Origin of the sequence: Aeromonas sp. R6-1, from assembly GCF_040908165.1 — a bacterium.
GTDB lineage: Bacteria > Pseudomonadota > Gammaproteobacteria > Enterobacterales > Aeromonadaceae > Aeromonas > Aeromonas caviae.
In genome coordinates, this window is record NZ_JBFODF010000026.1 from 280,922 (window position 1) to 305,458 (window position 24,537).

Genomic DNA, 24,537 nt, shown 5'->3' on the forward strand with positions numbered 1-24,537 from the left:
GGATGGACAATTGTTTGAACGATGACCTGATCACCATCTCCGACCTGACCTTCAGTCACGGGGATCGGCTGCTGTACGACAGGATCAACCTGACCATTCCCCGTGGCAAGGTCACCGCCGTCATGGGTCCGAGCGGGATCGGCAAGACCACCTTGCTGCGCCTGATCGGGGGCCAGCTCAAGCCTGAGTCCGGTCATATCCTGTTTGACGGGGAAGACATTCCCACTCTCTCCCGTTCACGCCTGTATGAAGTGCGGAAACGGATGAGCATGCTGTTCCAGAGTGGCGCATTGTTCACCGGCATGACCGTCTTCGACAACGTGGCCTTCCCGCTGCGGGAGCACTCCGGCCTGCCGGAAGAGCTGATCCGCACCATCGTCATGATGAAACTGCAGGCTGTCGGTCTGCGCGGGGCGGCCAAGCTGATGCCGTCCGAGCTCTCCGGTGGCATGGCGCGTCGCGCGGCCCTGGCGAGATCCATCGCGCTGGATCCGGATCTCATCATGTATGACGAGCCCTTCGTGGGGCAGGACCCCATCACCATGGCGGTGCTGGTGAAGCTCATCAAGGAGCTCAACGATGCCCTCGGCATCACCTCCGTCATCGTCACCCACGACGTGAAGGAGGTGCTGAGCATCGCCGACTACGCCTACATCATCGCCAACCGCAAGGTAGTGGCACACGGCACACCGGAGCAGCTGCGCGAGGAGCACAATCCCGAAGTCGAGCAGTTCCTCAAGGGATTGCCCGACGGTCCTGTTCCGTTTCATTTTCCGGCAGGCGACCTGCTACAGGATCTGTGATGTTGACAAGTCAGATAAGCAAGCTGGGCCGCAGCGGTGTGCGTTTCATCAACGCCGTCGGCCGGGCAACCATCATGCTGTTTCATGCACTGGCAGGACGACCCCAGCCACGCAAGCACTTCCCGCTGCTGGTGCAGCAACTGTATGTGGTGGGAGTGCAATCCGTCGCCATCATACTGGTGTCCGGCCTCTTCATCGGCATGGTGCTCTCCCTGCAGGGTTACAACGTATTGAAGGATTTCGGCGCAGAGCAGAGCCTGGGGCCTCTGGTTTCCCTCTCCCTGCTCCGTGAGCTGGGCCCTGTGGTCACCGCCCTGCTGTTCGCCGGTCGTGCGGGCTCTGCCCTCACCGCCGAGATCGGCCTGATGAAGGCCACCGAGCAGCTCTCCAGCCTGGAGATGATGGCGGTCGATCCGCTGCGTCGGGTCGTGGCGCCCCGCTTCTGGGCCGGGGTCATCAGCATGCCGCTGCTGGCCTTCATGTTCAGTCTGATCGGCATCTTTGGCGGCAAGCTGGTTGGTGTCGACTGGCTGGGGGTGGACGAAGGCAGTTTCTGGTCCGCCATGCAGGCCTCCGTCGACTGGCAGGACGACATCATGCAGGGCGCTATCAAGAGCCTGATCTTCGCCCTGGTGGTGACCTGGATAGCGCTCTTCAACGGCTATGATGCCAAACCGACCTCGGCCGGGATCAGTCAGGCGACGACCCGTACCGTGGTTCACTCATCCCTGGCCGTGCTCGGTCTGGATTTTATACTCACCGCAGTCATGTTTGGATAAGGGAAAGATGAAGTTCAGCAAAGTAGAATTTCTGGTTGGCGCCTTCATGCTGGCTGGCATCGCGGCCATTCTGGCATTGGCACTGCAAGTGGCGGGATTGAGTTTCAAACCGGAAGGAGAAACCTATACCCTGCGCGCCCATTTCGATAATATCGGCGGCCTGAAAGTGCGCTCGCCGGTCAAGGTCGGCGGCGTCGTCGTCGGTCGTGTCAGCGACATCACCCTGGATCCCAAGAGCCAGGTCCCCATCGTTTCCCTGCAGATGCAGAAGAGTGCCGGCGAGTTCTCCGAGACCAGCACCCTCTCCATCCTGACCTCTGGCCTGCTCGGTGAGCAGTACATCGGTCTGGCACCGGGGTTCAGCGATGAGGAGATGGGCACCAGCATGCTCAAGGATGGCGACATGATCGAAGACACCAAGTCCGCCATCGTGCTGGAAGATCTGATTGGCAAGTTCCTCTACAGCCAGTCCTCTCCGGCCAACACACCCGCAACCAAGGAGTAACCATGTTCAAGAAGATCGCCCTGATGCTGGGTCTGATGACCAGCATGCTGTTCTCCCTCGTCGCCCGTGCGGATGTCAATACTTCGGACCCCTATGCCCTCGTGGATCAGGCCGCCCAGCAGACCTTTGCCCGCCTGAAAGCCGATCAGGCCCAGGTGAAGAGCAACCCCGATCACCTGCGCGTCATCATCCGCGAGGAGCTGCTGCCCTACGTGGACAACCGCTTCGCCGCCTACAAGGTGCTCGGCAACCAGATCAAACAGACGACCCCTGCCCAGCGTGACGCCTTTGTGGACGTCTTCACCGAGTACATGGTGAGCTCCTACGCCGACGCCCTGGCACACTTTGACAAGCAGACCGTCAAGGTCCAGCCCGGTAAAGCCGCCGAGAGCAACATCACCGCCGTCAACGTCAGCGTGAAAGAGGCCGGCAAGCCGGACATCTTCCTCGAGTTCAAGCTGCGCAAGAACAACAAGACCGGCGAGTGGAAAGCCTTCGACATGGTTGCCGAAGGGATCAGCCTGCTCTCCGCCAAGCAGAACGAGCTGGGCGGCCTCATTCGCCAGAACGGCATCGATGCGGTGATCGCCCAGCTGCGTGAACACAACGCCAAGCCGCTGGTGATCAAGTCATGATCCTGAGCGGTGACTTGCAGGCCCCGCAGGTCAACGATCTGTGGCAACGCCGCGCCGACTGGTGGCAGGACGACCGGCTCGAACTCGGTGCCGTCACTACCCTGGATTCCGCCGGCCTTGCCCTGCTGGTCAAGTGGGCCAAGGCGGCACTGGCACGGGGTGCCACTCCGACACTGGTGGGTGCCTCCAACGATTTCTATACGCTGGCCAACCTCTACGGGGTGGCCAGCCTCTTTCATTCAACCCCGCTCACAACTGAGGACTCATAATGCAAGTCTCTGAAATTGAAGCGATACTCCTCGAGGCTTTGCCATTGTCCGAAGTCCATGTCAAAGGGGACGGCAGTCACTACCAGGTGATCGCCGTCGGCGACATGTTTGACGGCATGAGCCGGGTCAAGAAACAACAGGCCATCTATGCCCCGCTGATGGACAAGATCGCCACCAACGAGATCCACGCTCTCTCCATCAAGGCCTATACCGACGCCGAGTGGAAACGCGAGCGTAAATTCCAGCTGCCCTCCTGATTTGGTAAAGAAGTAAACCATGGACAAATTCAAGATCACCGGCCCCTGCACCCTCTCCGGTGAAGTGACCATCTCCGGCGCCAAGAATGCCGCCCTGCCCATCCTGTTTGCCACCCTGCTGTGTGACGAAGAGGTTCAACTCTCCAACGTACCGCGCCTGAAAGACGTGGGTACCACCCTCAAGCTGCTGGAGATGCTGGGCGCCACCACCAAGGTCAACGGCAACGTGACCGTGCTGACCGGTGCGGTAAACAATCATGTCGCCCCCTACGAGCTGGTGAAGACCATGCGTGCCTCCATCCTGGCCCTGGGCCCGCTGGCAGCCCGCTTCGGTGCAGCAGACGTCTCCCTGCCCGGCGGCTGCGCCATCGGTGCCCGCCCGGTCAACCTGCATGTCCACGGCCTAGAGCTGATGGGCGCGAAGATCGTCATCGAAGAGGGCTACATCAAAGCCCGCGTCGACGGCCGCCTGAAAGGTGCCCACATCCTGATGGACATGGTTTCCGTGACCGGTACCGAGAACCTGATGATGGCCGCCACCCTGGCTGACGGTCGCACCGTGATCGAAAACGCCGCCCGTGAGCCGGAGGTGGTCGATCTGGCCAACTTCCTCAACGCGCTGGGCGCCAAGATCCAGGGCGCGGGCACCGATACCCTGACCATCGACGGCGTAGAACGTCTGCACGGTGGCAGCTACAGCGTGCAGCCCGATCGCATCGAGACCGGCACCTTCCTGGTGGGCGCCGCCGTGACCGGTGGCAAGATCACCTGCCGCAACACCGACCCCAGCCTGCTGGAAGCCGTACTGGTCAAACTGGAAGAGGCTGGCGCCCTGATTGAAAAGGGTGACGACTGGATCACCCTCGACATGACAGGTCGCACCCTGAAACCTGTCACCATCAAGACCGCCCCCTACCCGGCGTTCCCGACCGACATGCAGGCACAATTCACCGTGCTGAACGCGGTCGCCCAGGGCACCGGCATGGTCACCGAGACCATCTTCGAGAACCGCTTCATGCACGTGCCCGAGCTGGTTCGGATGGGTGCCGACATCGAACTGCAGGGCAATGTGGCCATCTGCCGCGACACCCAGCAGCTCAAGGGTGCCCAGGTGATGGCGACCGATCTGCGCGCCTCCGCCAGCCTGGTGCTGGCCGGCTTCGTGGCCGAAGGGGCTACCATCGTCGATCGCATCTATCACATCGACCGTGGCTACGAAGACATCGAGCACAAGCTGCAAGGCCTGGGTGGTCGCATCGAGCGCATCAAGGAATAAGCTGGCTTCACCATGAGCCGACGATAAAAAAGGCCCCCTCGCCAGGCGAGGGGGCCTTTTTCATGACTCCGAATGGCGGCACCCCCTTCTCCCCTTGCGGGAGAAGGGGCGGGGATGAAGAGGACAAGCAGACACCCTTTCCCCAAGGGAGAGGGGCAAGGGCTCAGGCAGTCAGCCGCTCCAGCTCGCCGATAAGCCAGATGGCCTCCTGGCGATGGGAGCCGCACACGTCCGCCATGGGGCGAAAGCCGCCGCACACCGCCGGGCGCTCCGGCTGGCCGAAGATCTTGCACCCCAGGTGCGCATCGAGCTGCACACAGGGCACACCGGCGGGCTTGCCGTCCGGCATGCCGGGAATGGCACTGCTGATGCTGGGGGCGATGCAGCAGGCACCGCATCCCTGACGACATTCCATGTGATTTTTCCTCTGTGGGGCACCGCAGTGTAGCAAGGAGTCCGGTTTCTCCTAAGCCTTATCCCTGCCCGGGCACCCTGGCGCCCTGCAGAGCGCAAAAAGCCCGGCAGTGCCGGGCTTTTTGCTGCGGGAGTCAGCACATCACAGGATGATGTCGCGTACCACGCTGTCCTTGCGATCCAGGAAGTGGATCGACTTGATACGACGGCATGAGAGTACGTGACTTGCCGCCACCGCCATCCTCCTGCTTACAGGATGATGTCGCGTACCACACTGTCCTTGCGATCCAGGAAGTGGATCGACTTGATACGACGGATGGTGCGCGATTTACCGCGGATCAGCAGGGTCTCGGTGGTCGCCATGACACCGTCGCTGGTGATCCCTTCCAGCAGATCACCCTTGGTGATGCCGGTGGCCGAGAAGATGACGTTGTCATTCTTGGCCAGATCTTCGAGCTTGAGCACCTTGCTCACGTCGATGCCCAGCTCCTCGCAGCGCGCGATCTCCTGTTCACCCAGGGCGCGAACCTCGGGGCTGTCACCCTTGACCTGGTGGCGGGGGATCAGGCGAGCCTGCATGTCGCCGTCCAGGGCGCGGATCACCGCGGCGGAGATCACCCCTTCCGGCGCGCCACCGATGCCGTAGAGCATGTCCACTTCGCTGTCCGGCAGACAGGTGAGGATGGAGGCGGCCACGTCACCGTCGGGAATGGCGAACACCCGCACCCCCAGGCCCTGCATCTCCTTGATCGCCTTGTCATGACGCGGCTTGGCCAGGGTGATGACGGTCAGACGGGAGAGGGGCTTGCCGAGCGCCTTGGCCACGGCCTTGAGGTTCAGCTCCAGGGCCTGATCGAGATCGATGGCGCCTCTCGCCTTGGGGCCCACGATCAGCTTTTCCATGTACATGTCGGGGGCCTTGAGGAAGGATCCCTTGTCGCCCACCGCCAGCACGGCCAGAGCATTGGCCTGACCCATGGCAGTCATGCGGGTCCCCTCGATGGGGTCGACCGCGATGTCCACGGCGTCGCCCTGACCCGTGCCCACCTTCTCGCCGATGTAGAGCATGGGGGCTTCGTCGATCTCCCCTTCGCCGATCACAATCTCGCCATCGATCTGGATCTGATTGAGGATGTGACGCATGGCCGCCACGGCCGCGCCATCGGCGATATTCTTGTCACCACGTCCGAGCCACTTGTAGCCAGCCAGTGCAGCCGCTTCCGTCACTCGGGAAAATTCGATTGCCAGTTCACGTCTCATCGCATATCCAACCTTAGGAGCTCGAAAACGGGCGGCATTCTACCACAAGGGCAAACCTTTGCGCGTAAAAGTGGCGACCAGCCACATAAATCCCGGTTTTCATCCCGCTGACATGGAACCGACACGGTTTGTTCATTGCACGGTCACCCGACTGTCATCTGTCACTTCTAGCATGGCCCCGTCTTTTAAAACAAAAGCTTGCAACACAAGGGATCATGATGAAAAAGCTGACAGTAGTAGCATTGGCTCTTACCGCCGCCTTCCAGGCTCAAGCCGTTGAAGTGTACAAAAACGAGAGCACCCTGCTCGACCTCTACGGCCGCATCTACGCCGGCCAGTTCTTCGGCGAGAAGAAAGAGCTGGACGCCAACGGTGACATCAAAAACGAATACAGCGACAAGCAGGGGGCCAACCAGTTTGTCCGTCTGGGCGCCAAGGTAGAGAGCGAGATCAACCCGGGTCTCAAGGCGCTGGCCCAGTACGAACTGCAGATGTACATCAACGACAGCGAGAAGACCGTCAGCGAGAACTCCGACAACCTGCGTACCCGTCTGGCGTTCGCCGGTGTCGGCGCCAACTGGGGAACCGTCACCTTCGGTCGCCAGAAGGGGGCTCCTGGCTTCCTGGCGGACTGGACTGATGTCTCCCTCTCCGATGGTTACGGCAACGAGGCACTGGGCGCCAAGACCGACACCTTCGCCACCAACCGCGCCGGCTCCGTGCTGAAGTACTCCGGCCTGTTCAACGGTTTCCAGGTAGATACCAGCTACAAGTTCGATGGCGGTGACACCGAAGAGACCTCCAGCAAGGACAGCGATGCCGCCTACGGTGCCGCCGTGGCCTACACCTTCCCGTTCAACCTCTCCCTGGGGACCGCCTACAACGTGGGCATCCGCGACAAGAGCGGTGAAGAGGATGCCAAGCTGTGGCTGCTCTCCGCCAAGTACGACAACAAGGCCCTCTACGCCGCCCTGAGCTATGCCGACGGCAGCGACTTCCTGGCCACCGGCAAGGATCACACCGGCTGGGAAGGGGCGCTGGGTTACAACTTCGAGAGCGGCTTCGGCCTGATGGCCCTGTGGAACAAGCAGAAGGTGGAGCAGGCTGGCAAGTCTGACTACGACTCCATCGACTACTACACCCTGGGTGCCCAGTACAAGTTCAACAAGAACCTGCGCGTCATCGGCGAGTACCGCATCAACAACCTCGACAGCCATGACAGCGGCAAGCTCAACACCAAGGATGACTTCCAGCTGGCGGCCCGCTACGACTTCTAAGTCGGCAACCACCTGACGACACGGCGCGCAGAGCACTCTGCGCGCCGTTTTTTATTGCGTCAGGCCAGGGATTTGTACGCCGACACCAGCAACAGCATGGGGCGCTCCGCCTCCTCCGCCAGGGCCGGGTTGGCCGCAATCTGCGCCGCCGTCGGCCCCCACTCCTCCACGCGGCGGATCTGGAACCCGGCGGCGACAAGGGCATTGAGGTAGGTGCCCAGGGTGCGGTGATACTTGATCACCCCCTCCGCCAGCCAGTTGCTGACCCGCTTGCCCTCCGCCTGATAGCCGTTGATGGGCCAGGAGCGGCGTCCCTCTGCATCCACCAGCCAGCCTTGCGGCTGCGGGCAGGTGAAGATGGGGTGCTCCACCGAGAACACCAGGCTGCCGCCAGCCACCAGCGCACGGTGGATCTCCGCAAACAGCGGCGCCACCTCGGGCAGGTAGTGCAGCGCCAGGGAACTGTAGATGAGATCGAAAGGTTCATCGGACAGCGCAAAACCGTCCAGATCCCCCTGCCGATAGCGGATGGTCTCATCCCGGGTCAGCTCGGCGGCACGGGCCAGCATCTTCGCGGAGAGATCGATACCGACCACATCGGCAGCCCCGAGATCTCTGGCTGCCCGGCAGAACCAGCCATAACCGCAGCCCAGATCCAGCACCCGCTTGCCGGCAAGATCCGGCAGCATGGCTTGCAGCGCCGGCCACTCCGGCGCCCCCGCCAGCCCGTGAAGGGAGCGTGGCAGTTGGGCATAGCCCTCAAAAAACCCTGGTTCGTCATAGATATTTTGTGACATTGCACTGTTTCCTCTTGAAGATGGTCAGCCTCTCTGGCCAACGACCCGGCCCTTGCCAAGCATACCCGTCGGTCATGACAGACCATAAAAAAAGCAGAGACCCGGGCGGGCCTCTGCTCTGTCTCGCACCCGCAGCCTGGCTGCGGGGCAACAAAAAAGGCCATAGACGAGGCAACGTCTATGGCCTTGGTTCAGTCGTGCGGCAAGGTCACGGCTCCCGCGAGGTAGCGAGATCCGGTCGTCACTGCACGATGAATGGATGGGAGGTCTGGGCCTCCACCGGCTCCGGACAATGCTTCATCGTGCGCAACTGTACGGAGTTCATTCGGGTCACTCGCTGATCCGAAGCATAAAGGGTCATGTCACTCACCCGGCCGGGCCGGTTCCATCAACACATTGAAAAATCTGGTGCCACTCTAGGGGACAGGAGTCTCAGAGGCAAGCCCGGCAGATCATGTTTGCCGACCCTCTCACCCCAGCTTCTTCTGCCAGAACATAGCCCGGCCCACCTCGGGATCGAGCTCATAACCCGCAAAGCCGCTGGCACGATAGGCAGCCTGGGCCACCTTGTTCCCCTCCAGCACCTCCAGGGTCAGCTTGCAGCAACCTAGCTCCCGGGCGAGCCGCTCCGCCTCCGCCAACAGCCGCTTGCCGATGCCCTGGCCGCGATGGGCAGGGTGCACCGCCACGTCGTGGATATTGAGCAGCGGCTGACAGGCGAAGGTCGAGAAGCCCTCGAAGCAGGTGGCAACGCCAGCGGGCTCCCCATCGACCCAGGCCAGCAGCACATGGGCACCGGGTCGCGCGGCCAGGGCGTCGGCCAGATTCGCCTTCACCTCGTCCGCCAGTGCATTGCCGCCCCCCATCTCGTCCCTGGCGTATTCGTCCAGCATCGCGATCAGCGCCTCGCCGTGGCGAGGGTTGTGCAGATCCGCCCTGATGATCTCGACCATGTTTATCTCCCTGTGTGTGCCGGATGGTGCGCCAAGGCGCGAGGCCACCATGGTAGCGTCCCCTCCGAACCGAACCAAGGTTCCCCCGGCCTTTTCCCCGAGGTTCCAGCCCCCTCAGTGCCTGCCGCCAATGATCTCTTTTTCTTGCATCTTCTCCTTGCAAGGCAAATGAAAATCAATATCATTAGCAACCTCTCGCGATGAGAGAAATCAATAATTACAATTAAATCAACAAGTTCAGGCCGATTGGTCGACAAAGAGTCACACCCAGATGAACCATTCCAACTCCCCGCGCGCCTTGCTGGGCGTCGCCTTGCTGGCGGTTTGTACCAGCCCCCGTGCCGAAGACGAAACCCTGACCGTGGTCGGCAAACGCAGCCAACATGAAGAGGTCGCCACCGCGACCCGTACCGCCACCCCGGCCAAGCTGGTGCCCCAGAGCATCGAGACCGTCAAGGCAAGCGAGCTGACCGCCTTCGGCCAGCCCACCCTGAGTGAAGCCCTGACCGGCATCCCTGGCGTCAACGCCAGCGGCGACACCCGTTTTGACGGCGTCACCATCCGCGGTTTCAGCGCCAGCAACGACTTCTACCTCGACGGCCTGCGCGACGACATGCAATACACCCGCGACCTTGGCAACATCGAGCGGGTCGAAGTGCTCAAGGGCCCCGCCGCCGTGCTCTACGGCCGTGGCAGCACGGGCGGCATCGTCAACCGGGTCAGCAAGGTTCCCCAGAAGGGGCAGGCCTCCAGCGTCAGCGCCCAGGTCGGCAGCTTCGACAGCCGACGCTTCGCCGCCGACCTCAACGGCGAGGCAGGAGAGCGGGTACAGGTGCGCCTGAACCTGGCCCAGGAAGACAAAGACAGCTTTCGCGACGACGTGACCAGCAAGCGCACCCTGCTGGCCCCCTCCGTCAACTGGGAGATCACCGACACCCTGAACTGGCTGGTGCAGTACGAGCGCAACGAGCACGATCGCACCCCGGATCGCGGCATTCCCGGCGTCGATGGTCGCCCGGCGGATGTCCCCATCGAGAGCGTCTACAGCGACACACGCCGCGACTTCATCGACGATGTGGCCCAGTCCACCCGCTCCCGCTTCACCTGGGACATCAACGATCAGTGGCAACTGCGCCAGCAGCTCGGCTACACCACCCTCGACAGCCAGTTCGACAATACCTATGTCACCAGCGTCAAGGGTGACAAGGTGACCCGCGCCCGCTGGCAGCAGGATCTCAAGGCCAGCAGCCTCACCAGCAACACCGAGGCGGAAGGCCAGCTGCAAACCGGCCCCATCGCCCATCGTCTGCTGGTGGGCCTGGAGCAGGGCTGGCAGGATCGCACCCCCAAGCTCTACCAGAACGCCAACCCGATCCCGGCAGGCAACCTCTATGATCCGGGCTCCCTGCCCACCTACGACGGCGCCATGAAACTCTCCAGCGATGCCCATCACAGGGTACGCGGTGTCGGCCTCTATGTGCAGGATCAGCTCAGTCTGGGCGACTGGCACCTGCTGGCAGGCCTGCGCCGCGACGACTTCACCGTCACCAGCCGCCGCAACGACCTCGACAAGGAAGAGACCCTCTCGGTCACCAGCCTGAGTCCGCGCCTGGGCCTGGTGTGGAACCCCATCGAGGAGCATGCCTTCTACACCTCCTACAGCAAGACCTTCACCCCGGTGGGCGGTGAGCTTATCGGCATCACCCCGGGGGACAAGAACAACAACCTGGATCCCCAGCACACCCGGCTCTATGAAGGGGGCGTGAAGAGCGACTGGCTGAACGGCCGCCTCGCCACCACCCTCTCCCTCTACCGGCTGGAGATGTACAACAAGCGCAGCAAGGATCCGCTGGATCCCACCCGGGTGATCCTCACCGGTCTGCAGCGCACCGACGGCATCGAGCTGAGCGCCCGTGCCCAGCTGACCGACGAGATCTATCTGCGCGGCGGCGTCGCCATCCAGGATGCCGAGCAGGTCAAGGCAGACGCGGACCTGCAAGGCAAGCGACCGATGAACGTCTCCCGCCAGAACGGCCAGCTGTTCGCCGGCTACCAGAGCGGCAAGCAGGGCTGGTTCGGCGAGACCGGGATGACGGCGGTGGGGGATCGCTTCGCCGACAACGCCAACACCACCACCTTGCCCGGTTACGCCCGCTTCGACGCCCGTGCCGGCTATCGCTGGCCCCAGTGGGAAGCCCAGCTGAGCGTGGAGAACCTGACCGATCACGACTACTTCGTCAGCGCCACCAGCGCGGCCCAGATCATGCCGGGCACGCCCCGTCAGCTGCACCTGACCGCCGCCTACCGCTTCTGATCCTCCCTGTTTACCGACCCCTCTGGCCAGCGTTCGCTGGCCAGATTGTTATGAAGCACCGAACGATGACACGCAGAAAACTCCCCCTGCACAACAACAAGTGGGTGCGCCGCATCCACGCCTGGGCCGGCTTTGCCACCCTCACCCTGATGCTGCTCTACGGCCTCACCGGCCTCTGGCTGCAACACAGGGCCGTGCTGCCCCTGCCCGGTCCCCACACCGCCAAATCGAGCGAAGAGATAGTACTGAGCACGCCGCTAGCCAGCCCGGATGAATTGAAAGCCCTGCTGCAACAGCGTTATGCAGACATGTTCGAGGAGGGGCGACCCCAGATCACCCCGCCCCAGACCCTACCCACACCATCCGGCGCCCTCACCCTGCCGGCCCGCTGGGAGCTGCGCGGTGTCACCCTCAGCCAGAGCGTGGCCGCCAGCTATGTGGAAGGCACTCTGCTGGTGCGTACCGAGCTGCAGCAGGCCAACTTCGCTGCCAGCCTCAACCGGCTGCACCGTGGCATGGGCACCGGCCTGCCCTGGCAACTGGTGGGAGATCTGGCGGCCCTGGCCATGCTGCTGCTGGCCCTCACCAGCCTGCTGATGTGGAACAAGCTGCACGGCCCCGCCGATCGCGGCATCACCCTGCTGCTGCTGGGCGCCCTGATCACCGTGCTGGTGGCCCTGCTCTAGCCCTTTTACCGACACCAAAACGGGATCCCGCTCCCGGCGGCGGTAACCTTGCCCGCACCTCGGGTAACAAAGGGTAACCGGCCGCCGATGGGGGTCACAGTTGGCGACCAGGCGGCTGGATAGGGAGCACCTGCGGCTGATAGGGTGCGCCCAGCTCCCGAACGCCACGAGGAATCATGCGCATCTCCAGCATCGAATGCGGGCGAGTGGTGGCCATCCTGGCCGTGATGACCATCCATCTCTCCCCCTTCAGCAACCCCTTCGACCCCGCCCTGTGGGACGGCACGCCCTACCCTCTGGTCGGGACCGTCATCAACCAGCTCTGCCGCTTCGCGGTGCCGCTGTTCTTCCTGTGCGCCGGTTACTTCTTGCAACCCGCCCTCGCCGCGGGCCACCCGCTGACGGTCGCACTGCGCTACTGCCGACCCCTGCTGGGGCTCTGGCTGGCGTGGAGCCTGCTCTACGTGCTGATACCCTTCAACCCGCTCGCGGCGGTGAGCGAGGGCTACCTGCCCGCCATGGCAGGCCAGTGGCAGATGCAGCTCGGGGATCATCTCAACGTCTGGTGGGTGGGCGGCATGATCCACCTCTGGTTCCTGCCCGCCCTGATGGTGGCGGTGCTGATCCTGGGGCTCTGCCAGCAGGCCCGCCTGCCGAGGCTGGCCCTGCTGCTGGGAGCCCTGCTCTACGGCCTGGCCCTGATCGGCGGCTCCTATGGCCCGCTGCTGCCGGGGGGCGAGTGGGCCCTGCTGACCCGCAACGGCCCCTTCTTCTCCTTGCTGTTCGTGGCTCTCGGCGCCGAGCTGCGCCTGCGTGCCTGGCAGCCGGACGCCAGGCGCTGCGCCCTGATGATGATGGCGGGGATGGGGCTTTATGCCCTGGAGGCCGCAGGTCTGCTGCGCATTGCCGCCGTCCCCCTCGCTCGTCACGATTTCCTGCTGGGTTCGCTCCCCTGGGCGCTGGGGCTGTTCGGCCTGCTGCTGGCCAACCCCGCATGGGGCAAAGGCAGCTGGCTGGAGCGCCAGGCCCCCAAGGTGCTCGGCCTCTACTGTCTGCACATGATGCTGGTGGTGTGGCTGATGATCTTCGGCCCCCAGGGCAAACAGGTGTGGTGGGAACTCCTCAAGGTACCCGCGCTGCTGGCGCTCACTCTGCTCGGCTACCGACTGCTGGCGGCCACCGCCCTCAGCCGCTGGTTGCTGCGGGCTCGCTAGAAACAGGCCCCTGACCAGCCAGCAGATCAACGTGGTTCAGCGCAAAATCGTGCATCTGCTGGAGCAGGGGGATCAGGGCGACGCCAAGCGGGCTCAGACAGTACTCCACCCTGGGCGGTACGTCGGGGTAGAGGGTGCGGATGATGACACCGTCGCTCTCCAGCTCCTTGAGCTGGGCGGTGAGCACCTTCTGGCTCACCTCGGGCAGGCAGCGGCGCAAGTCGCCAAAGCGCAGGGTCTGTTCGCGCAGATGAAACAGAATGGCCGGCTTCCATTTGCCGGTCAGCAGGCGCAATACCTGATAGGCGGGACAGGGCAGTGAGGGCACGGTATGGCTCGCGAGTGGTTACTTTGCGGTAACTATGCCACGAAAATGTGCCTTCTTGCAGCCAAGATGCCGGCTTCCTATGATGCGGATTCCGTCAATCAACGCCCACGAGAGGTTTATCATGCCCAGCCTGCTGCAGATCCATTTCAACTTCCCCGCCGAGATGATGGGACCGGCCCTCACTGCTGCGGCCATGCCGTTGGCCGACTCCATCACCCGGGAGCCCGGCTTCATCTCCAAGATCTGGACCGAGAACCCGCGCACCGGCGAGGCGGGCGGCATCTATCTGTTCGAGGATGAGGGGAGTGCCCTCGCCTACGCCACCATGCATGAGCAGCGGGTGCTCGCCATGGGCGCCAGCGCGGTGCAGTACAAGGTGTTCGACGTCAACGAGCCCCTCAGCCGCGTCACGCGCGGTCTGGTGTGATCTCCTCGCCCAGCAGCAACCGGTAGCAGGTATCCTGCTGCCAGATGAAGCCCAGCCGCTCAAATAGCCGCTGGCTGGGCAGATTGTCCGGTTCGATATCCGCAAGCAGGGTGATGATGCCAAGCTGGCGGGCATAGGCGATCAGGGCGCTCAGCGCCTCCCCCATCAGACCTTGTCCCCAGTGGCTGCGGGCCAGCATGCAGCCCACCTCCGCCTGGCGCAGGCTGGCGCCGGCCGCAAAGCTGTGCAAGCCGCAGGTGCCCACCAGGCGGCCGCTGCCGCGTAACACCAGCCCCCACTCCAGCGACTCGCCGCCAGCCAGCAACCGCTCGACGCTAGCCAGCATCTGCGACACGGTGGCAAGGGAGGGAAACGGCGGCTCCCCGACGAAGCGCATCACCAGGGGATCCCCGTAGATGGCGAAGAGATCGGCAGCATCCCGCCCATCGAAGGGGCGCAGTCGCCCCCTTGGGGTCAGCAGTACGGGCAGTTCACGGGGCAGGGATGGCACGGAGTCGTATCGCCTTGTCTGGTCAAAGGAGTCCCATCATGAGGCTCAGAACCTCAGGGTCAAGCCGATATTGGCCTGCCACTGGGTGATCAGCTCCCCTCGCACCCGAAAGGCGCAGATCTCGGGGTTGCAGAGAAACTGGCTGTCGTCGTTGACCAGGGCACCATAACCGCGCACCTCGGCCCGCACAGCCAGATGTTCGGTCAGGCGCGGCTGCACCCCGAGGGCCAGGGACATGGAAGGGGCCGTCTCGCTGTCGTAGGCATCGAAGCGGGTGACCCCTATCCCGGCACCGATATAGGGGGCCATCAGGTGGTCAGAAAGGGTCAGGGCCCCGGCAAACTGCAGGGTGTCCACCGTCAGCCTGTCGGGCAGTTCGGGGGACACCCGGGTCGACTGGTGGCTGTAGAGCAGCTCCACCATGCCGGGGTCATCCACCTCCCTGCTGATGAAGAGCCCCCAGCTGCCGGAGCGCTCCCCTTGCAGGGTGTCGATGTCGCTCCCGTGCGGCGTGGGGGCCGGCTCGTCCATGGCCCGAAAGTCGATGGCCGAGCTGTATCCCGCAAAGGGAGTCAGCTGCCAGCCCGTCGCCGGGGGCTCGGCTGCCCAGCCCGCCAGGGGCAGCAGCAGCCCCGGCACCATCCCCATCGCTCCTCTCATGTGCTCATCCTTTGGTGAAAAGACCTGCGCAAAGCATATCAGAGCGCCCGTCTCCCACACTGGACGGGGGCTGTACCAGCCCCATTGCCCCGCTCCCGATGGAAAAATCTGTGCTCCCCGGGGTTATTCATCCGGGATTAACCTCGCCCCCGTAAGCTGGCGGCGCCACAGCAGTGGCATCAACAGACGAGGATCTCAGGAATGGTTGCCGCGCAACTCAACGACCCCCAAAGCACGCTCTCCGATACCCTGAGGGCCACCGCCCACGCCATCGAGGAGAGCCACATCAGCCTGCGCCAGATGCTGGCCCTGGTGGGCGAACAGGGCATGCTGCTGTTTTGCGTGCTGCTCACGGTTCCCTTCCTGCTGCCGGTCTCCATTCCCGGCGTCAGCACCCCCTTTGGCCTGCTGATCCTCTTCATCGGCATCGGCATCACCCTCAACCGGGTGCCCTGGCTGCCCGCCTTCCTGATGGAGCGCCGCTTCGCCGCCGAGCACCTCAAGCCGACCCTGCACAAGGGGGCGGATCTGCTGGCCCGCATCGACCGCTTCATCCGCCCGCGCCTGCTCATCCTGACCGGCAGCGTGACCATCAACCGCTGCAACGGCCTTCTCATCATGCTGGCCGCTCTGCTGCTGATGCTGCCGCTGGGCGCCATTCCCTTCACCAACGCCATGCCCGCCTGGGCCATCCTGCTGCTGGCCATCGGCATGTTGCAGCGGGACGGTCTCTTCGTCGCCCTCGGCTATGCCCTGGTCGCCGCCACCCTGGTCTGGTTCAGCGCCCTGGCCATCGGCCTGCTGATGGCGGGGCAGAACATCTCGACGCTGTTTGGCTGAGACGGCGCCAAGACGCAGATAAACGAAAGAGGGCGACACAGTGTCGCCCTCTTTCGTTGCAGGCCAGGCCGCTTTTCAGGGATCCCCCGCGTGGGCCACCCGGTTGCGCCCGCCCCGCTTGGCCCGATAGAGCCACTCGTCCGCCCGGGCCAGCACGGTGCCGAGATCCTCGCCCGGCCGGATCAGGGTGGTGCCCAGGCTCACGGTCACGGGGGCCGGATCCGGCGCCAGGGCCGCCACCGCGGCGCGGATCCGCTCCGCCACCTTCAGCAATATCCCCTCGTCTATCTGCGGCAGCAGGATCAGAAACTCCTCGCCGCCGCTGCGCACGAAGAGATCCTCCCCTCGCAACTGGGCGGAGACGCACTCGCAGACCCGGCACAAGACCTTGTCACCGGTCTGGTGGCCGAAGCGATCGTTGATCTGCTTGAAGTGATCGAGATCCAGCATGATGAGGCCGGTGAGATGCTGCCCCTGCACCCTGTGGTGATACTGGTCGAAGAAGAAGTGGCGGTTGTAGAGGCCGGTGAGCTGATCCGTCTCCCCGAGCCGCTTGAGCCGCTGTTGCAGCTCGTGCTGGCGGGTGATGCTGCGGGTCATCCAGGCCACCGCCCGCTTCCCCTCATATAAAGAGGGCAAGGGCGCTATCTTGCCCTCGAAACGCTGCATTCCCTGGGGCCCGGCGTCGGCGTCGATGCCGTCCACCTCGGCAGGGGAGAGGTCATACTCCACCACCTGCACCTGGCCGCTGGCGAGGGCCTGAGCCACCTGCGCCATCACCCACTGCGCCTTGTCCTCGGGCAGCACGTCCAGCAGTTGTCTGCCGATCAGCGGGTTGCCGTTCTGGTAGGACTGCTGCTCCATCCCGCCGATGTACTCGATGTAGTAGCCATCTTCGCTGAGGATGAAGACGGGATCCGGCAACTGGGCCATCACTTCGTAGAGTTGTGCCACTGAGAGCGCCATCCGAGCTCCTTGCTATCCGTGGGAGTGGGTCCCTGTACTCCTGTTATACAAGACTCATGGAGTATCGCACAGGGGCAGAAAGCTGCCTGCCGGGCGGGAAGGATGCGGTCGGTGACGTGTTCACCGGACAAGCCTCCGGCAAAGTGAATGGTAGCAATCGGGGATGCTGTCAGAACCAGAATTGTCAGACAGTCAGGAAGGTTTTTTTGCCCTCAGGCAGTGCGACATGCCAACCCCTGTGACGTCAGGGGCGCCACAGGGGCATTCCCGCCCCCGGACAAGGGGGGCAAGGCCGGATCCCGGTCAAGAGGGATCCGGCGAGCCGACATCAGCGGGCTGCGGATCGACTGGCATTCCAGAGCAGTTCGCCGCTCTTGAGATCCATCAGGCTCATGGCGAGCCGGTAGCGGCCCCCTTCAGAGAGGAGATCCCCGTAGAGCATGTAACCCGCCCCGGTCTGGCGACCCAGACGCACCAGGGAGGCGGGGTTCATGCCCCCCTGCTGGTATTCGAGCTGACCCGTGATGGCCGCCACCTGGCCCGGGTCTGCGAAACGAAAGCCGCTATTGGCCTGAATGCGCTGGATCATGGCCACCGCCAGGGGCTGGGTGCTGAAGGCTTCACCTGTACCGTTCTGGGGCGCCATCAGCAGCAGTACCGGGCTGCTGCCCGCCAGTGCCTGCACATCGGCGGCCTTCAGGAAGTCATCGGCCAGGGCGACCGCCAGCCCCGTCGGTGCCACGGGTTTGGGGGCAGGCACCGGCTCGGCCTTATCAGGCTCGGCCACGGGTTTCTCTGGTTTGGTCACCGGCTTGTCCGGCTCGCCGACCGGCGCAGGCGTCCCCCCATAGGGATTGACCGCACATCCGCCCAGCAGCAGGGCACCCACCATCAACAAGGAACGCAGCTTCATCTTTTCTCTCCGCCAGAAGTGTGCAAGGCGCACTTCGTCCATCATCCACTTTGACGGAGCCAGACTCCGCCGCCCCTCCATGCTAGAGACAAACCCTCCCCGGGTCGATGCACACATGGGCAGGGGGCGACAGAGACTGGCGAAGCGGAGGGCACAAAAGGGTGGCAAGGCTCCACCCGATTCCGTTAGGGTAGCCTGAGACCCGATTCCAGAGGCGCCCACATGCACGGACCCGATCCCGCCAACCCCCACCCCATGAACGGCTTCCCCCAGGTGTGCTTTATCAAGAACACCATCAAGGGACCCAATATCGAGGTGGGTGACTACACCTATTACGACGATCCGGAGGATGCGGCGGGCTTCGAGCGCAACGTCCTCTACCACTTCCCCTTCATCGGCGACAAGCTCATCATCGGCAAGTTCTGCGCCATCGCCCGCGGGGTGAAGTTCATCATGAACGGCGCCAACCACCAGACCTCCGGCTTCTCCACCTACCCCTTCTTTATCTTCGGCAACGGCTGGGAGAGCGCCGCCCCCGCCCCGGGCAGCCTCCCCTACAAGGGGGATACCGTCATCGGCAACGATGTCTGGATAGGCTATGACGCCCTGATCATGCCAGGGGTCAAAGTCGGCAACGGCGCCATCATCGCCGCCCGCTCCGTGGTCACCGGCGACGTGCCCGCCTATGCCGTAGTCGGTGGCAACCCGGCGAAAGTGATCCGCTACCGCTTCGACGACGACACCATCGTCCGTCTCAACGCCATCGCCTGGTGGGACTGGCCGGTAGAGCAGGTCAGCCGCAACCTGCCGCTCATCAGCGGCGGCGAGATAGCCGCGTTGGAAGCGGCAACCCGTTAGAGACAACCACCATCAAGCAGGAAGCACTATGCAACTCACCCCACCCCAACCGCCTCAGGACGATGAGATCGAAGCGCTGCGCATTGGTCTCTCGGGCTACAACAAGGATCACGCCGGCACCCATCTGCGCGAGCGGATCGCCAGCTTTATCAAGGATGAAGAGGGCAAGGTTCACGGCGGCATCATCGCCGACATCAAGTGGGGCTGGCTGCACGTCGACTGGCTCTGGCTCGACGAACGCATCCGCCGCGACGGCTGGGGCGGCCGCCTGCTCGGCGCCATGGAGCAGTACGCCCAAAGCCAGGGCATCACCAACTACCATCTGGAAACCACCAGTTTTCAGGCCCTCCCCTTCTACCAGAAGCAGGGTTACGAGGTCTTTGGCCAGCTGCCCGATATGCCGCCGGGGCATATCAGTTACTTCCTGAAAAAGCAGGACAAGTGATGACACTCCCGCGCCTTGCCAACGCCAATATCGTGATCCGCCCGTTCGAATCTGCCGATGCCGACGAGTTTGTCCGCGCGGCCCACGAATCCATCGAGACGGTCGGCAAATGGATGAGCTGGTGCACTCCCTCATTCAATCGGGACAAGGCGCTAGGGTGGTTTGCCACCTGCGATCAGGATCGTGCGGCGGGACGCGCCTTTGATATGGGCATTTTCTGCGCCACCACCGGCCAGCTCTTGGGTGGCGCAGGTATCAACCAGCTGTCGCCCCATCATCGCTACGGCAATATCGGTTATTGGGTGCGCCAGTCCCGCCAAGGATGCGGTATCGCCCGACAGGCGGTCGCCCTGCTCCGTGACTTTGGCTTTCAGCAGTTGGGACTATTTCGGCTGGAGATCGTGATGGGAATTGGCAACAGCGCCAGCGAAGTCGTCGCCATTGCTGCTGGTGCCACCTTTGAGTGCAGGGCCAGAAATCGCATTTTCCTTCATGACCAGCCCCTTGATGCGCATATCTACTCGCCTTTTCTTGTGCCATATGTTGGCTAACAGGAGGGAGCAAAATTTATTTGTAGCCTATTTTTGAGAAATTTAATGTCTTTTTGCAGTCAAGCCCCCTCCCCAGCTCCATTGTTGCACAGCATTAATAACAACATTCTCTCAAGTGAAAATAAGGTTGCGGTGTATCACACTTTCACACACGAAGCCTCATATAGAGCCCCCTTCATGGTATATTAGCCTTTGATTTAATTAACATTTTACTGCTTGTGTGACTAATAAAAATCAACATATTGGTAGGTTATTATGAGTAAATTTATTGTCCAGCAAATAACTGGGAAGGTAAAAGACGTTTTCGCCTCTAGCATTGACATCTCGGATTTAAATCAAACCAAGGATAAAGGTTTTGAAGATAAACTAATATCGCGATGCTTGGCTGCATTTGCTATCCATAACATCGGTGGAGCAAGTATTTCTGAAGCAGGTAAGGCTGTTACCGATGGCGGTGATGATAATGGTCTTGATGCAATATTTTTTAATAAATCAACAAAGAGACTAACTATAGTCCAATCCAAATATATAAAAGATGGTTCATCAGAGCCTTCTGCCGATGAGCTTCGAGCATTTCGTGATGGTATCCATGATCTATTGGATGGTAAACTTGATAAGTTCAATAGCAAAGTCAGAGAAAAGAAAGATGAGATTTCCGCTATCAGTCAATTCGGAACAAAATGCGATATAGTTCTAATATATACAGGGAAAAGCGAGTTAGCAAAACATGGTTCTGAAATACTCTCATCTCTTCTTCAAGGACTTAACGGTGAAGATGCAAGTGATGACACCCCAGTATTTAAGATCCATAAGTTGTCAAAAGATGTCATTTTTGAAAGCTTGTCAAAAAATGAGCGTACAAGATCGGTGAACTTAACATTTCATCTAAAGGAATGGGGAAAAGTTGAAACACCTTTTAAAGCATTCTATGGTCGTATCTATGGCTCTAAAATAGGTGAGTGGTGGGAGGACCATGAAGATAATCTCTTGCAAGACAACATTAGAAAAATGCTGGGCGACACAGAAGTAAATCAAAACATAGCACAAACAGCAGAGCTCAACCCCGAGCACTTTTGGTACTTCAATAACGGAGTCACAATATTAGCTGAAACTGTAGAAAAGAGTACAGAGAATCGCGACAACAGAGATTTTGGCTATTTTTCCGCAACTAATGCAAGTGTCGTCAATGGAGCTCAAACAGTTAGTGTATTGGGCCGACTTGCAAAGAAAGGAGTTGATCTTTCTAAACTGGAAGTACCTGTGAGAATAATTTCATTGGCGGGTCAGGAGGGATCAATAAAAAAGGATATAACTAGAACCAACAACACTCAAAATACTATCTTGTCTAAAGATTTCATAGCACAAGATCCTGTGCAAGAAAGCTTACAAAAACAAATGTCTCTCTTGGGGTATGAGTATCAAATAAAAAGAGATGACTCCTTCATTAGCAATGAAAAGAGCTTTGATTTAGATGAGGCCATAGAAGCCCTCACAATTCTCTCACTGCAATCAAACTATGCTGCAATATTCAGAAAAGAGGTTGGTAGATTTTATATCTTAGATCGCTCTCCATACAAGTCTCTTTTCAATAGCTCTATTTCCGGCTACAGAGTAGTTAACGCAATTAACTTCAAGAGACAAACCAGTAGCATATTAAAAGATCTGAATCTATCACTTCCTTTAGATCAAAATATAGGTAGAAAGTCTCAGATCTACTCCAATGGTTCAGTCCTTGTATCTCAACTTATTCTTGAGGCTTATAAGGCTGGGGACAAAATAAATTCTGAAATTATTGAGTGGGATAACAGCCTGCTGAGGGACTATGCAATCTCCATCTCCGAAGGAATATACTCACACTGTGAAAGAAACTATCCAAATAGCTATCTTAGAACCTTGTTCCAAAACACTACAAAATGTGAAGACCTGTATAAGAACTCTCAAACAACAGTCCAATATAAATAATGTATAACTCACATAATTCATCAGCTGTGTAGTCATTGTAGTAGGGGTCAATAAGTAATGTGAATTGCACCGATTATCATAAATAAGCCATGTATTGGCAGTGAAATGTACTCCGCTTTTTGCACCCTACGATTACCCTGAGGTTATGGTGGGCACGGTTTTGGTTCCCCCTCCAATCCGCCGAGGGGAAGGGGCAAGGTCAGGAGCGCCATCAGGGATGATGGCGCAGACGCAGCTGGCACAGGGATGTGCCATCTGCGGCGGTCCGTCCGACCTTGCACCTTATCCGAGGGAAACCGCGTAGCGGTCGGATTGGCGGGGGTGGCCTTTCTTTTGGTGACTTTTCTTTGGCCACGCAAAGAAAAGTTACTCGCCCAAGCCCGAAGGGCGGGCGAAACCCCTTCGAGGCCAGCGGCCTCGCGTCCTGCACGGCGAAGCCGAGCCGTCTACCATCCCCAAAAAATGCAAAGCGGACGATTACGCCTACCGGCTAATCGACCCTACGATTGCACGGCGCAGCCGTGCCTGCTTGCCACAGGCACGGAGTCTGGCTGAACACCTGGATGCCACCGGCAAAGAGGGGCGTGGCCGCCCCTATCGGCCCAAGAAGGGCTCCCAATCCTTGAACACCGGCTGCAACCCTGCCTGCCGCACGGCGGCGGCCACTTCCCCCACCGGGCGGTCGTCGTGGATGGCGAACTGCTCCAGCTCCTCTTTATCCCCCTCGGCATAGCCCCCCGGCTGGGTGCGCGACTCGGCCGACATCTGGGTAATGCCAAGGCGCACCGCGCCGTTGCGAAACGTAGCCGACTCGCGGGTGGAGAGGGACAAGTCCAGCGTGGGCGAGAAGAGGCGCCAGGCGCAGATAAGCTGGGCCAATTGGCGATCCGACATGACCACGGCAGGCTCCAACCCCCCGGTGCAGGGGCGCAGGCGCGGGAAGGAGAGGGAGTAGCGGCTCTGCCAGTGGTGGCGCTCAAGCCAGCTCAGATGCTCGGCGACAAAGTAGCTGTCGGCACGCCAGTCCGCAGAGAGACCGATGAGCGCCCCCAGCCCGATCTTGTCGATACCGGCACGGCCGAGCCGATCCGGCGTGGCGAGGCGCCATGCGATGTCCTGCTTGTTGCCGCGCAGGTGATGGCGGGCATAGGTGGGGGCGTGGTAGGTCTCCTGATAGACCATGACCGAATCGAGGCCGAGGGTTTTCAGCTCGGCGTATTCGTCCTGAGAGAGGGGCTGCACCTCCATCCCCACCGTGCTGAAGTGACGGCGGATGATGGGCAACACCTGCCGAAAATAGGCGAGCCCCACCTTGTGCTCGTGCTCGCCGGTCACCAGGAGGACGCTGTCAAAACCGCGCGCCTTGATGGCCAGACACTCGCGCTCAATCTCCTCGCTATTCAAGGTCTTGCGCTTCAAGCGGTTGCTCATGGAGAAGCCGCAGTAGGTGCAGTCGTTGGCGCACAGGTTCGACAGATAGAGGGGCACATAGAAGCCGATGGTGTTGCCAAAGCGCTGGCGCGTCAGCCGCTCGGCCTCGGCCGCCATCTGCGGCAAAAACGCCTCGGCGGCCGGGGAGATCAGCGCCATAAAGTCCGCCAGGGTGCGGCGGGAGGTAGTCAGCGCCCGCTCTACATCGGCGGCGGTCTTGGCGCGGATCTGCATGCCGATATCGTCCCACTCCAGCTCCCGCCATCTATCGAGAAAACTCTCCGACTTTCTCTCAACCCCCTCCCGGCCTCCCCCTTCACAAGGGGGAGGTGTTAATCCGCCCCCCCGCTCTCCTACTTCACAAGAGGGCGGAGTCGACACTCCCTCCCCTGGCAAGGGGAGGGTCGGGGTGGGGTCATTGGCATGCTGACTCATAACGCCCCCAGAAAATCGGTAAGCGGGCTGGAGGCTTGGGCCTGCAGGGCGCGGGCGCCGAGGCCTGCCTTATAGGCACTGCGCCCGGCAGTGCAGGCCAGCGCAAAGGCGCGGCCCATGGCGATCGGGTCGCCGCTCACCGCGATGGCGGTGTTGACCAGCACGGCATCGGCGCCGAGCTCAAAGGCGGCCGCCGCATGGCTCGGTGCACCGATGCCCGCATCCACCACCACGGGCACATTGGCCTGCTCGACGATGATGGAGAGAAACTCCCGGGTCACCAGCCCCTGATTGGAGCCGATGGGGGCGCCCAGCGGCATCACGGCGGCGCAGCCCGCCTCTTCGAGCCGCTTGCAGAGCACGGGGTCGGCACCGCAGTAGGGCAGCACCACAAAGCCCTCTTTCACCAGTTGCTCCGCGGCTTTGAGCGTCTCGATGGGGTCGGGCAGCAGGTAGCGGGGATCGGGGTGGATCTCGAGCTTGAGCCAGTTAGTCCCCAGCGCCTCGCGGGCCAGGTGGGCGGCAAATACCGCCTCGGCGGCGGTCTTGGCGCCGGAGGTGTTGGGCAGCAGCTTGACCCCGAGTTGTCGAAGAGGCGTGAGGATATCGTCGTGGGTCTTGCCCGGTTCGAGGCGCTTGATGGCCATGGTCACCAGCTGGGAGCCACTTGCCTCGATGGCGGCGGCCATCAGTTCCGGGCGGGCAAACTTGCCGGTGCCGGTGAAGAGGCGCGAAGAGAAGGTGTGATCGGCAATCTTGAGCATGTCAGCC

Annotated in this window: 28 protein-coding genes; 17 read left to right on the plus strand and 11 right to left on the minus strand. The window is 61.3% G+C overall.

Annotated elements, in window-relative coordinates; genetic code table 11:
• The first annotated feature begins 2 nt into the window (after nucleotides 1–2).
• Genes mlaF through murA form a run of 7 tightly spaced genes read left to right on the plus strand, consistent with a single transcriptional unit; the run spans nucleotide 3 to nucleotide 4,524 of the window.
• Nucleotides 3–803, plus strand: coding sequence for a phospholipid ABC transporter ATP-binding protein MlaF (gene mlaF, locus AB5Y68_RS07860; protein ID WP_039040471.1), 801 nt, complete (start codon nucleotides 3–5; stop codon nucleotides 801–803).
• Complete coding sequence (gene mlaE / locus AB5Y68_RS07865) at nucleotides 803–1,582, plus strand: lipid asymmetry maintenance ABC transporter permease subunit MlaE (protein ID WP_010675878.1); 780 nt, start codon at nucleotides 803–805, stop codon at nucleotides 1,580–1,582. Before mlaF ends, mlaE begins: the two co-directional genes overlap by 1 nt.
• Nucleotides 1,583–1,589: 7 nt before the next feature.
• A complete protein-coding gene (gene mlaD / locus AB5Y68_RS07870; RefSeq protein ID WP_010675879.1) occupies nucleotides 1,590–2,087 on the plus strand; it encodes an outer membrane lipid asymmetry maintenance protein MlaD in 498 nt (165 codons plus the stop codon).
• A gap of 2 nt (nucleotides 2,088–2,089) precedes the next feature.
• The gene (gene mlaC, locus AB5Y68_RS07875; RefSeq protein ID WP_039040470.1) at nucleotides 2,090–2,722 is read left to right on the plus strand and encodes a phospholipid-binding protein MlaC; all 633 of its coding nucleotides are present in this window, start codon (nucleotides 2,090–2,092) and stop codon (nucleotides 2,720–2,722) included.
• Nucleotides 2,719–2,991 carry a lipid asymmetry maintenance protein MlaB gene (locus AB5Y68_RS07880; RefSeq protein WP_039040469.1) on the plus strand — a complete coding sequence of 91 codons (273 nt, stop codon included), beginning with the start codon at nucleotides 2,719–2,721 and terminating at the stop codon, nucleotides 2,989–2,991. Before mlaC ends, AB5Y68_RS07880 begins: the two co-directional genes overlap by 4 nt.
• The gene (gene ibaG, locus AB5Y68_RS07885; protein WP_010675882.1) at nucleotides 2,991–3,248 is read left to right on the plus strand and encodes a BolA family iron metabolism protein IbaG; all 258 of its coding nucleotides are present in this window, start codon (nucleotides 2,991–2,993) and stop codon (nucleotides 3,246–3,248) included. Before AB5Y68_RS07880 ends, ibaG begins: the two co-directional genes overlap by 1 nt.
• Before the next feature lie 19 nt (nucleotides 3,249–3,267).
• A complete protein-coding gene (gene murA / locus AB5Y68_RS07890) occupies nucleotides 3,268–4,524 on the plus strand; it encodes a UDP-N-acetylglucosamine 1-carboxyvinyltransferase (protein ID WP_039040468.1) in 1,257 nt (418 codons plus the stop codon).
• A gap of 163 nt (nucleotides 4,525–4,687) precedes the next feature.
• Here the strand turns inward: murA and AB5Y68_RS07895 are convergent, their stop codons facing one another.
• Nucleotides 4,688–4,939, minus strand: a complete 252-nt coding sequence (locus AB5Y68_RS07895) for a YkgJ family cysteine cluster protein (protein ID WP_010675884.1) — start codon at nucleotides 4,937–4,939, stop codon at nucleotides 4,688–4,690.
• A 248-nt stretch (nucleotides 4,940–5,187) separates the two neighbouring features.
• Complete coding sequence (gene glpX, locus AB5Y68_RS07900; RefSeq protein ID WP_039040467.1) at nucleotides 5,188–6,198, minus strand: class II fructose-bisphosphatase; 1,011 nt, start codon at nucleotides 6,196–6,198, stop codon at nucleotides 5,188–5,190.
• Between the two features lie 218 nt (nucleotides 6,199–6,416).
• Between glpX and AB5Y68_RS07905 the strand changes: the two genes are divergently transcribed.
• Nucleotides 6,417–7,475 carry a porin gene (locus tag AB5Y68_RS07905; protein ID WP_029313567.1) on the plus strand — a complete coding sequence of 353 codons (1,059 nt, stop codon included), beginning with the start codon at nucleotides 6,417–6,419 and terminating at the stop codon, nucleotides 7,473–7,475.
• A gap of 59 nt (nucleotides 7,476–7,534) precedes the next feature.
• Here the strand turns inward: AB5Y68_RS07905 and AB5Y68_RS07910 are convergent, their stop codons facing one another.
• Nucleotides 7,535–8,272, minus strand: a complete 738-nt coding sequence (locus tag AB5Y68_RS07910) for a bifunctional 2-polyprenyl-6-hydroxyphenol methylase/3-demethylubiquinol 3-O-methyltransferase UbiG (RefSeq protein ID WP_039040466.1) — start codon at nucleotides 8,270–8,272, stop codon at nucleotides 7,535–7,537.
• 470 nt (nucleotides 8,273–8,742) lie between these two features.
• Nucleotides 8,743–9,225, minus strand: coding sequence for a GNAT family N-acetyltransferase (locus AB5Y68_RS07915; RefSeq protein ID WP_039040465.1), 483 nt, complete (start codon nucleotides 9,223–9,225; stop codon nucleotides 8,743–8,745).
• Nucleotides 9,226–9,496: 271 nt separating this feature from the next.
• Between AB5Y68_RS07915 and AB5Y68_RS07920 the strand changes: the two genes are divergently transcribed.
• The 3 genes from AB5Y68_RS07920 (at nucleotide 9,497) to AB5Y68_RS07930 (ending at nucleotide 13,439) form a co-directional block, all read left to right on the plus strand.
• Nucleotides 9,497–11,539 (plus strand): TonB-dependent siderophore receptor, encoded by a 2,043-nt coding sequence (locus tag AB5Y68_RS07920; protein WP_039040464.1) that lies wholly within the window; start codon nucleotides 9,497–9,499, stop codon nucleotides 11,537–11,539.
• 65 nt (nucleotides 11,540–11,604) lie between these two features.
• Entirely contained in the window at nucleotides 11,605–12,225 is a 621-nt protein-coding gene (locus AB5Y68_RS07925; RefSeq protein WP_039040463.1) for a PepSY-associated TM helix domain-containing protein, read from the plus strand.
• Nucleotides 12,226–12,401: 176 nt separating this feature from the next.
• Nucleotides 12,402–13,439 carry an acyltransferase gene (locus AB5Y68_RS07930; RefSeq protein WP_039040462.1) on the plus strand — a complete coding sequence of 346 codons (1,038 nt, stop codon included), beginning with the start codon at nucleotides 12,402–12,404 and terminating at the stop codon, nucleotides 13,437–13,439.
• On the opposite strand, the gene AB5Y68_RS07935 is transcribed toward AB5Y68_RS07930, so the two are convergent.
• Nucleotides 13,411–13,767 (minus strand): helix-turn-helix domain-containing protein, encoded by a 357-nt coding sequence (locus AB5Y68_RS07935; RefSeq protein WP_039040461.1) that lies wholly within the window; start codon nucleotides 13,765–13,767, stop codon nucleotides 13,411–13,413. The genes AB5Y68_RS07930 and AB5Y68_RS07935 overlap by 29 nt on opposite strands.
• 121 nt (nucleotides 13,768–13,888) lie before the next feature.
• Here AB5Y68_RS07935 and AB5Y68_RS07940 point away from each other — a divergent pair, with 121 nt between their 5' ends.
• The gene (locus AB5Y68_RS07940; RefSeq protein ID WP_039040460.1) at nucleotides 13,889–14,194 is read left to right on the plus strand and encodes a monooxygenase; all 306 of its coding nucleotides are present in this window, start codon (nucleotides 13,889–13,891) and stop codon (nucleotides 14,192–14,194) included.
• On the opposite strand, the gene AB5Y68_RS07945 is transcribed toward AB5Y68_RS07940, so the two are convergent.
• Both AB5Y68_RS07945 and AB5Y68_RS07950 read right to left on the minus strand, forming a co-directional pair.
• Nucleotides 14,175–14,696: a GNAT family N-acetyltransferase gene (locus AB5Y68_RS07945; RefSeq protein ID WP_223929786.1), complete on the minus strand. Its 522-nt coding sequence runs from the start codon at nucleotides 14,694–14,696 to the stop codon at nucleotides 14,175–14,177. The genes AB5Y68_RS07940 and AB5Y68_RS07945 overlap by 20 nt on opposite strands.
• A gap of 54 nt (nucleotides 14,697–14,750) precedes the next feature.
• Nucleotides 14,751–15,365 (minus strand): outer membrane beta-barrel protein, encoded by a 615-nt coding sequence (locus tag AB5Y68_RS07950; RefSeq protein WP_039040459.1) that lies wholly within the window; start codon nucleotides 15,363–15,365, stop codon nucleotides 14,751–14,753.
• Between the two features lie 201 nt (nucleotides 15,366–15,566).
• On the opposite strand from AB5Y68_RS07950, the gene AB5Y68_RS07955 reads away from it, so the two are divergent.
• A complete protein-coding gene (locus AB5Y68_RS07955) occupies nucleotides 15,567–16,205 on the plus strand; it encodes an exopolysaccharide biosynthesis protein (protein WP_010672675.1) in 639 nt (212 codons plus the stop codon).
• Nucleotides 16,206–16,280: 75 nt separating this feature from the next.
• Here AB5Y68_RS07955 and AB5Y68_RS07960 read toward each other — a convergent pair whose 3' ends face one another.
• A complete protein-coding gene (locus AB5Y68_RS07960) occupies nucleotides 16,281–17,171 on the minus strand; it encodes a sensor domain-containing diguanylate cyclase (protein WP_039040458.1) in 891 nt (296 codons plus the stop codon).
• Nucleotides 17,172–17,499: 328 nt separating this feature from the next.
• Nucleotides 17,500–18,084, minus strand: a complete 585-nt coding sequence (locus AB5Y68_RS07965) for a hypothetical protein (protein WP_039040515.1) — start codon at nucleotides 18,082–18,084, stop codon at nucleotides 17,500–17,502.
• A gap of 222 nt (nucleotides 18,085–18,306) precedes the next feature.
• Here AB5Y68_RS07965 and AB5Y68_RS07970 point away from each other — a divergent pair, with 222 nt between their 5' ends.
• The 4 genes from AB5Y68_RS07970 to AB5Y68_RS07985 all read left to right on the plus strand — a co-directional run bounded on the left by AB5Y68_RS07970 (nucleotide 18,307) and on the right by AB5Y68_RS07985 (nucleotide 21,900).
• On the plus strand, nucleotides 18,307–18,942 hold the full coding sequence (locus AB5Y68_RS07970) for a Vat family streptogramin A O-acetyltransferase (protein WP_039040457.1): 636 nt from the start codon (nucleotides 18,307–18,309) through the stop codon (nucleotides 18,940–18,942).
• Nucleotides 18,943–18,970: 28 nt separating this feature from the next.
• Complete coding sequence (locus AB5Y68_RS07975) at nucleotides 18,971–19,387, plus strand: GNAT family N-acetyltransferase (protein ID WP_039040456.1); 417 nt, start codon at nucleotides 18,971–18,973, stop codon at nucleotides 19,385–19,387.
• Nucleotides 19,387–19,938 (plus strand): GNAT family N-acetyltransferase, encoded by a 552-nt coding sequence (locus tag AB5Y68_RS07980; protein WP_039040455.1) that lies wholly within the window; start codon nucleotides 19,387–19,389, stop codon nucleotides 19,936–19,938. Before AB5Y68_RS07975 ends, AB5Y68_RS07980 begins: the two co-directional genes overlap by 1 nt.
• Before the next feature lie 255 nt (nucleotides 19,939–20,193).
• Nucleotides 20,194–21,900, plus strand: coding sequence for an AIPR family protein (locus tag AB5Y68_RS07985; protein ID WP_080770038.1), 1,707 nt, complete (start codon nucleotides 20,194–20,196; stop codon nucleotides 21,898–21,900).
• A 594-nt stretch (nucleotides 21,901–22,494) separates the two neighbouring features.
• On the opposite strand, the gene thiH is transcribed toward AB5Y68_RS07985, so the two are convergent.
• Together thiH and AB5Y68_RS07995 are read right to left on the minus strand one after the other, a co-directional pair.
• Nucleotides 22,495–23,766, minus strand: coding sequence for a 2-iminoacetate synthase ThiH (thiH, locus tag AB5Y68_RS07990; protein ID WP_039040454.1), 1,272 nt, complete (start codon nucleotides 23,764–23,766; stop codon nucleotides 22,495–22,497).
• The gene (locus AB5Y68_RS07995) at nucleotides 23,763–24,530 is read right to left on the minus strand and encodes a thiazole synthase (RefSeq protein WP_039040453.1); all 768 of its coding nucleotides are present in this window, start codon (nucleotides 24,528–24,530) and stop codon (nucleotides 23,763–23,765) included. The genes thiH and AB5Y68_RS07995 overlap by 4 nt, the downstream gene beginning before the upstream one ends.
• Nucleotides 24,531–24,537: the final 7 nt, after the last annotated feature.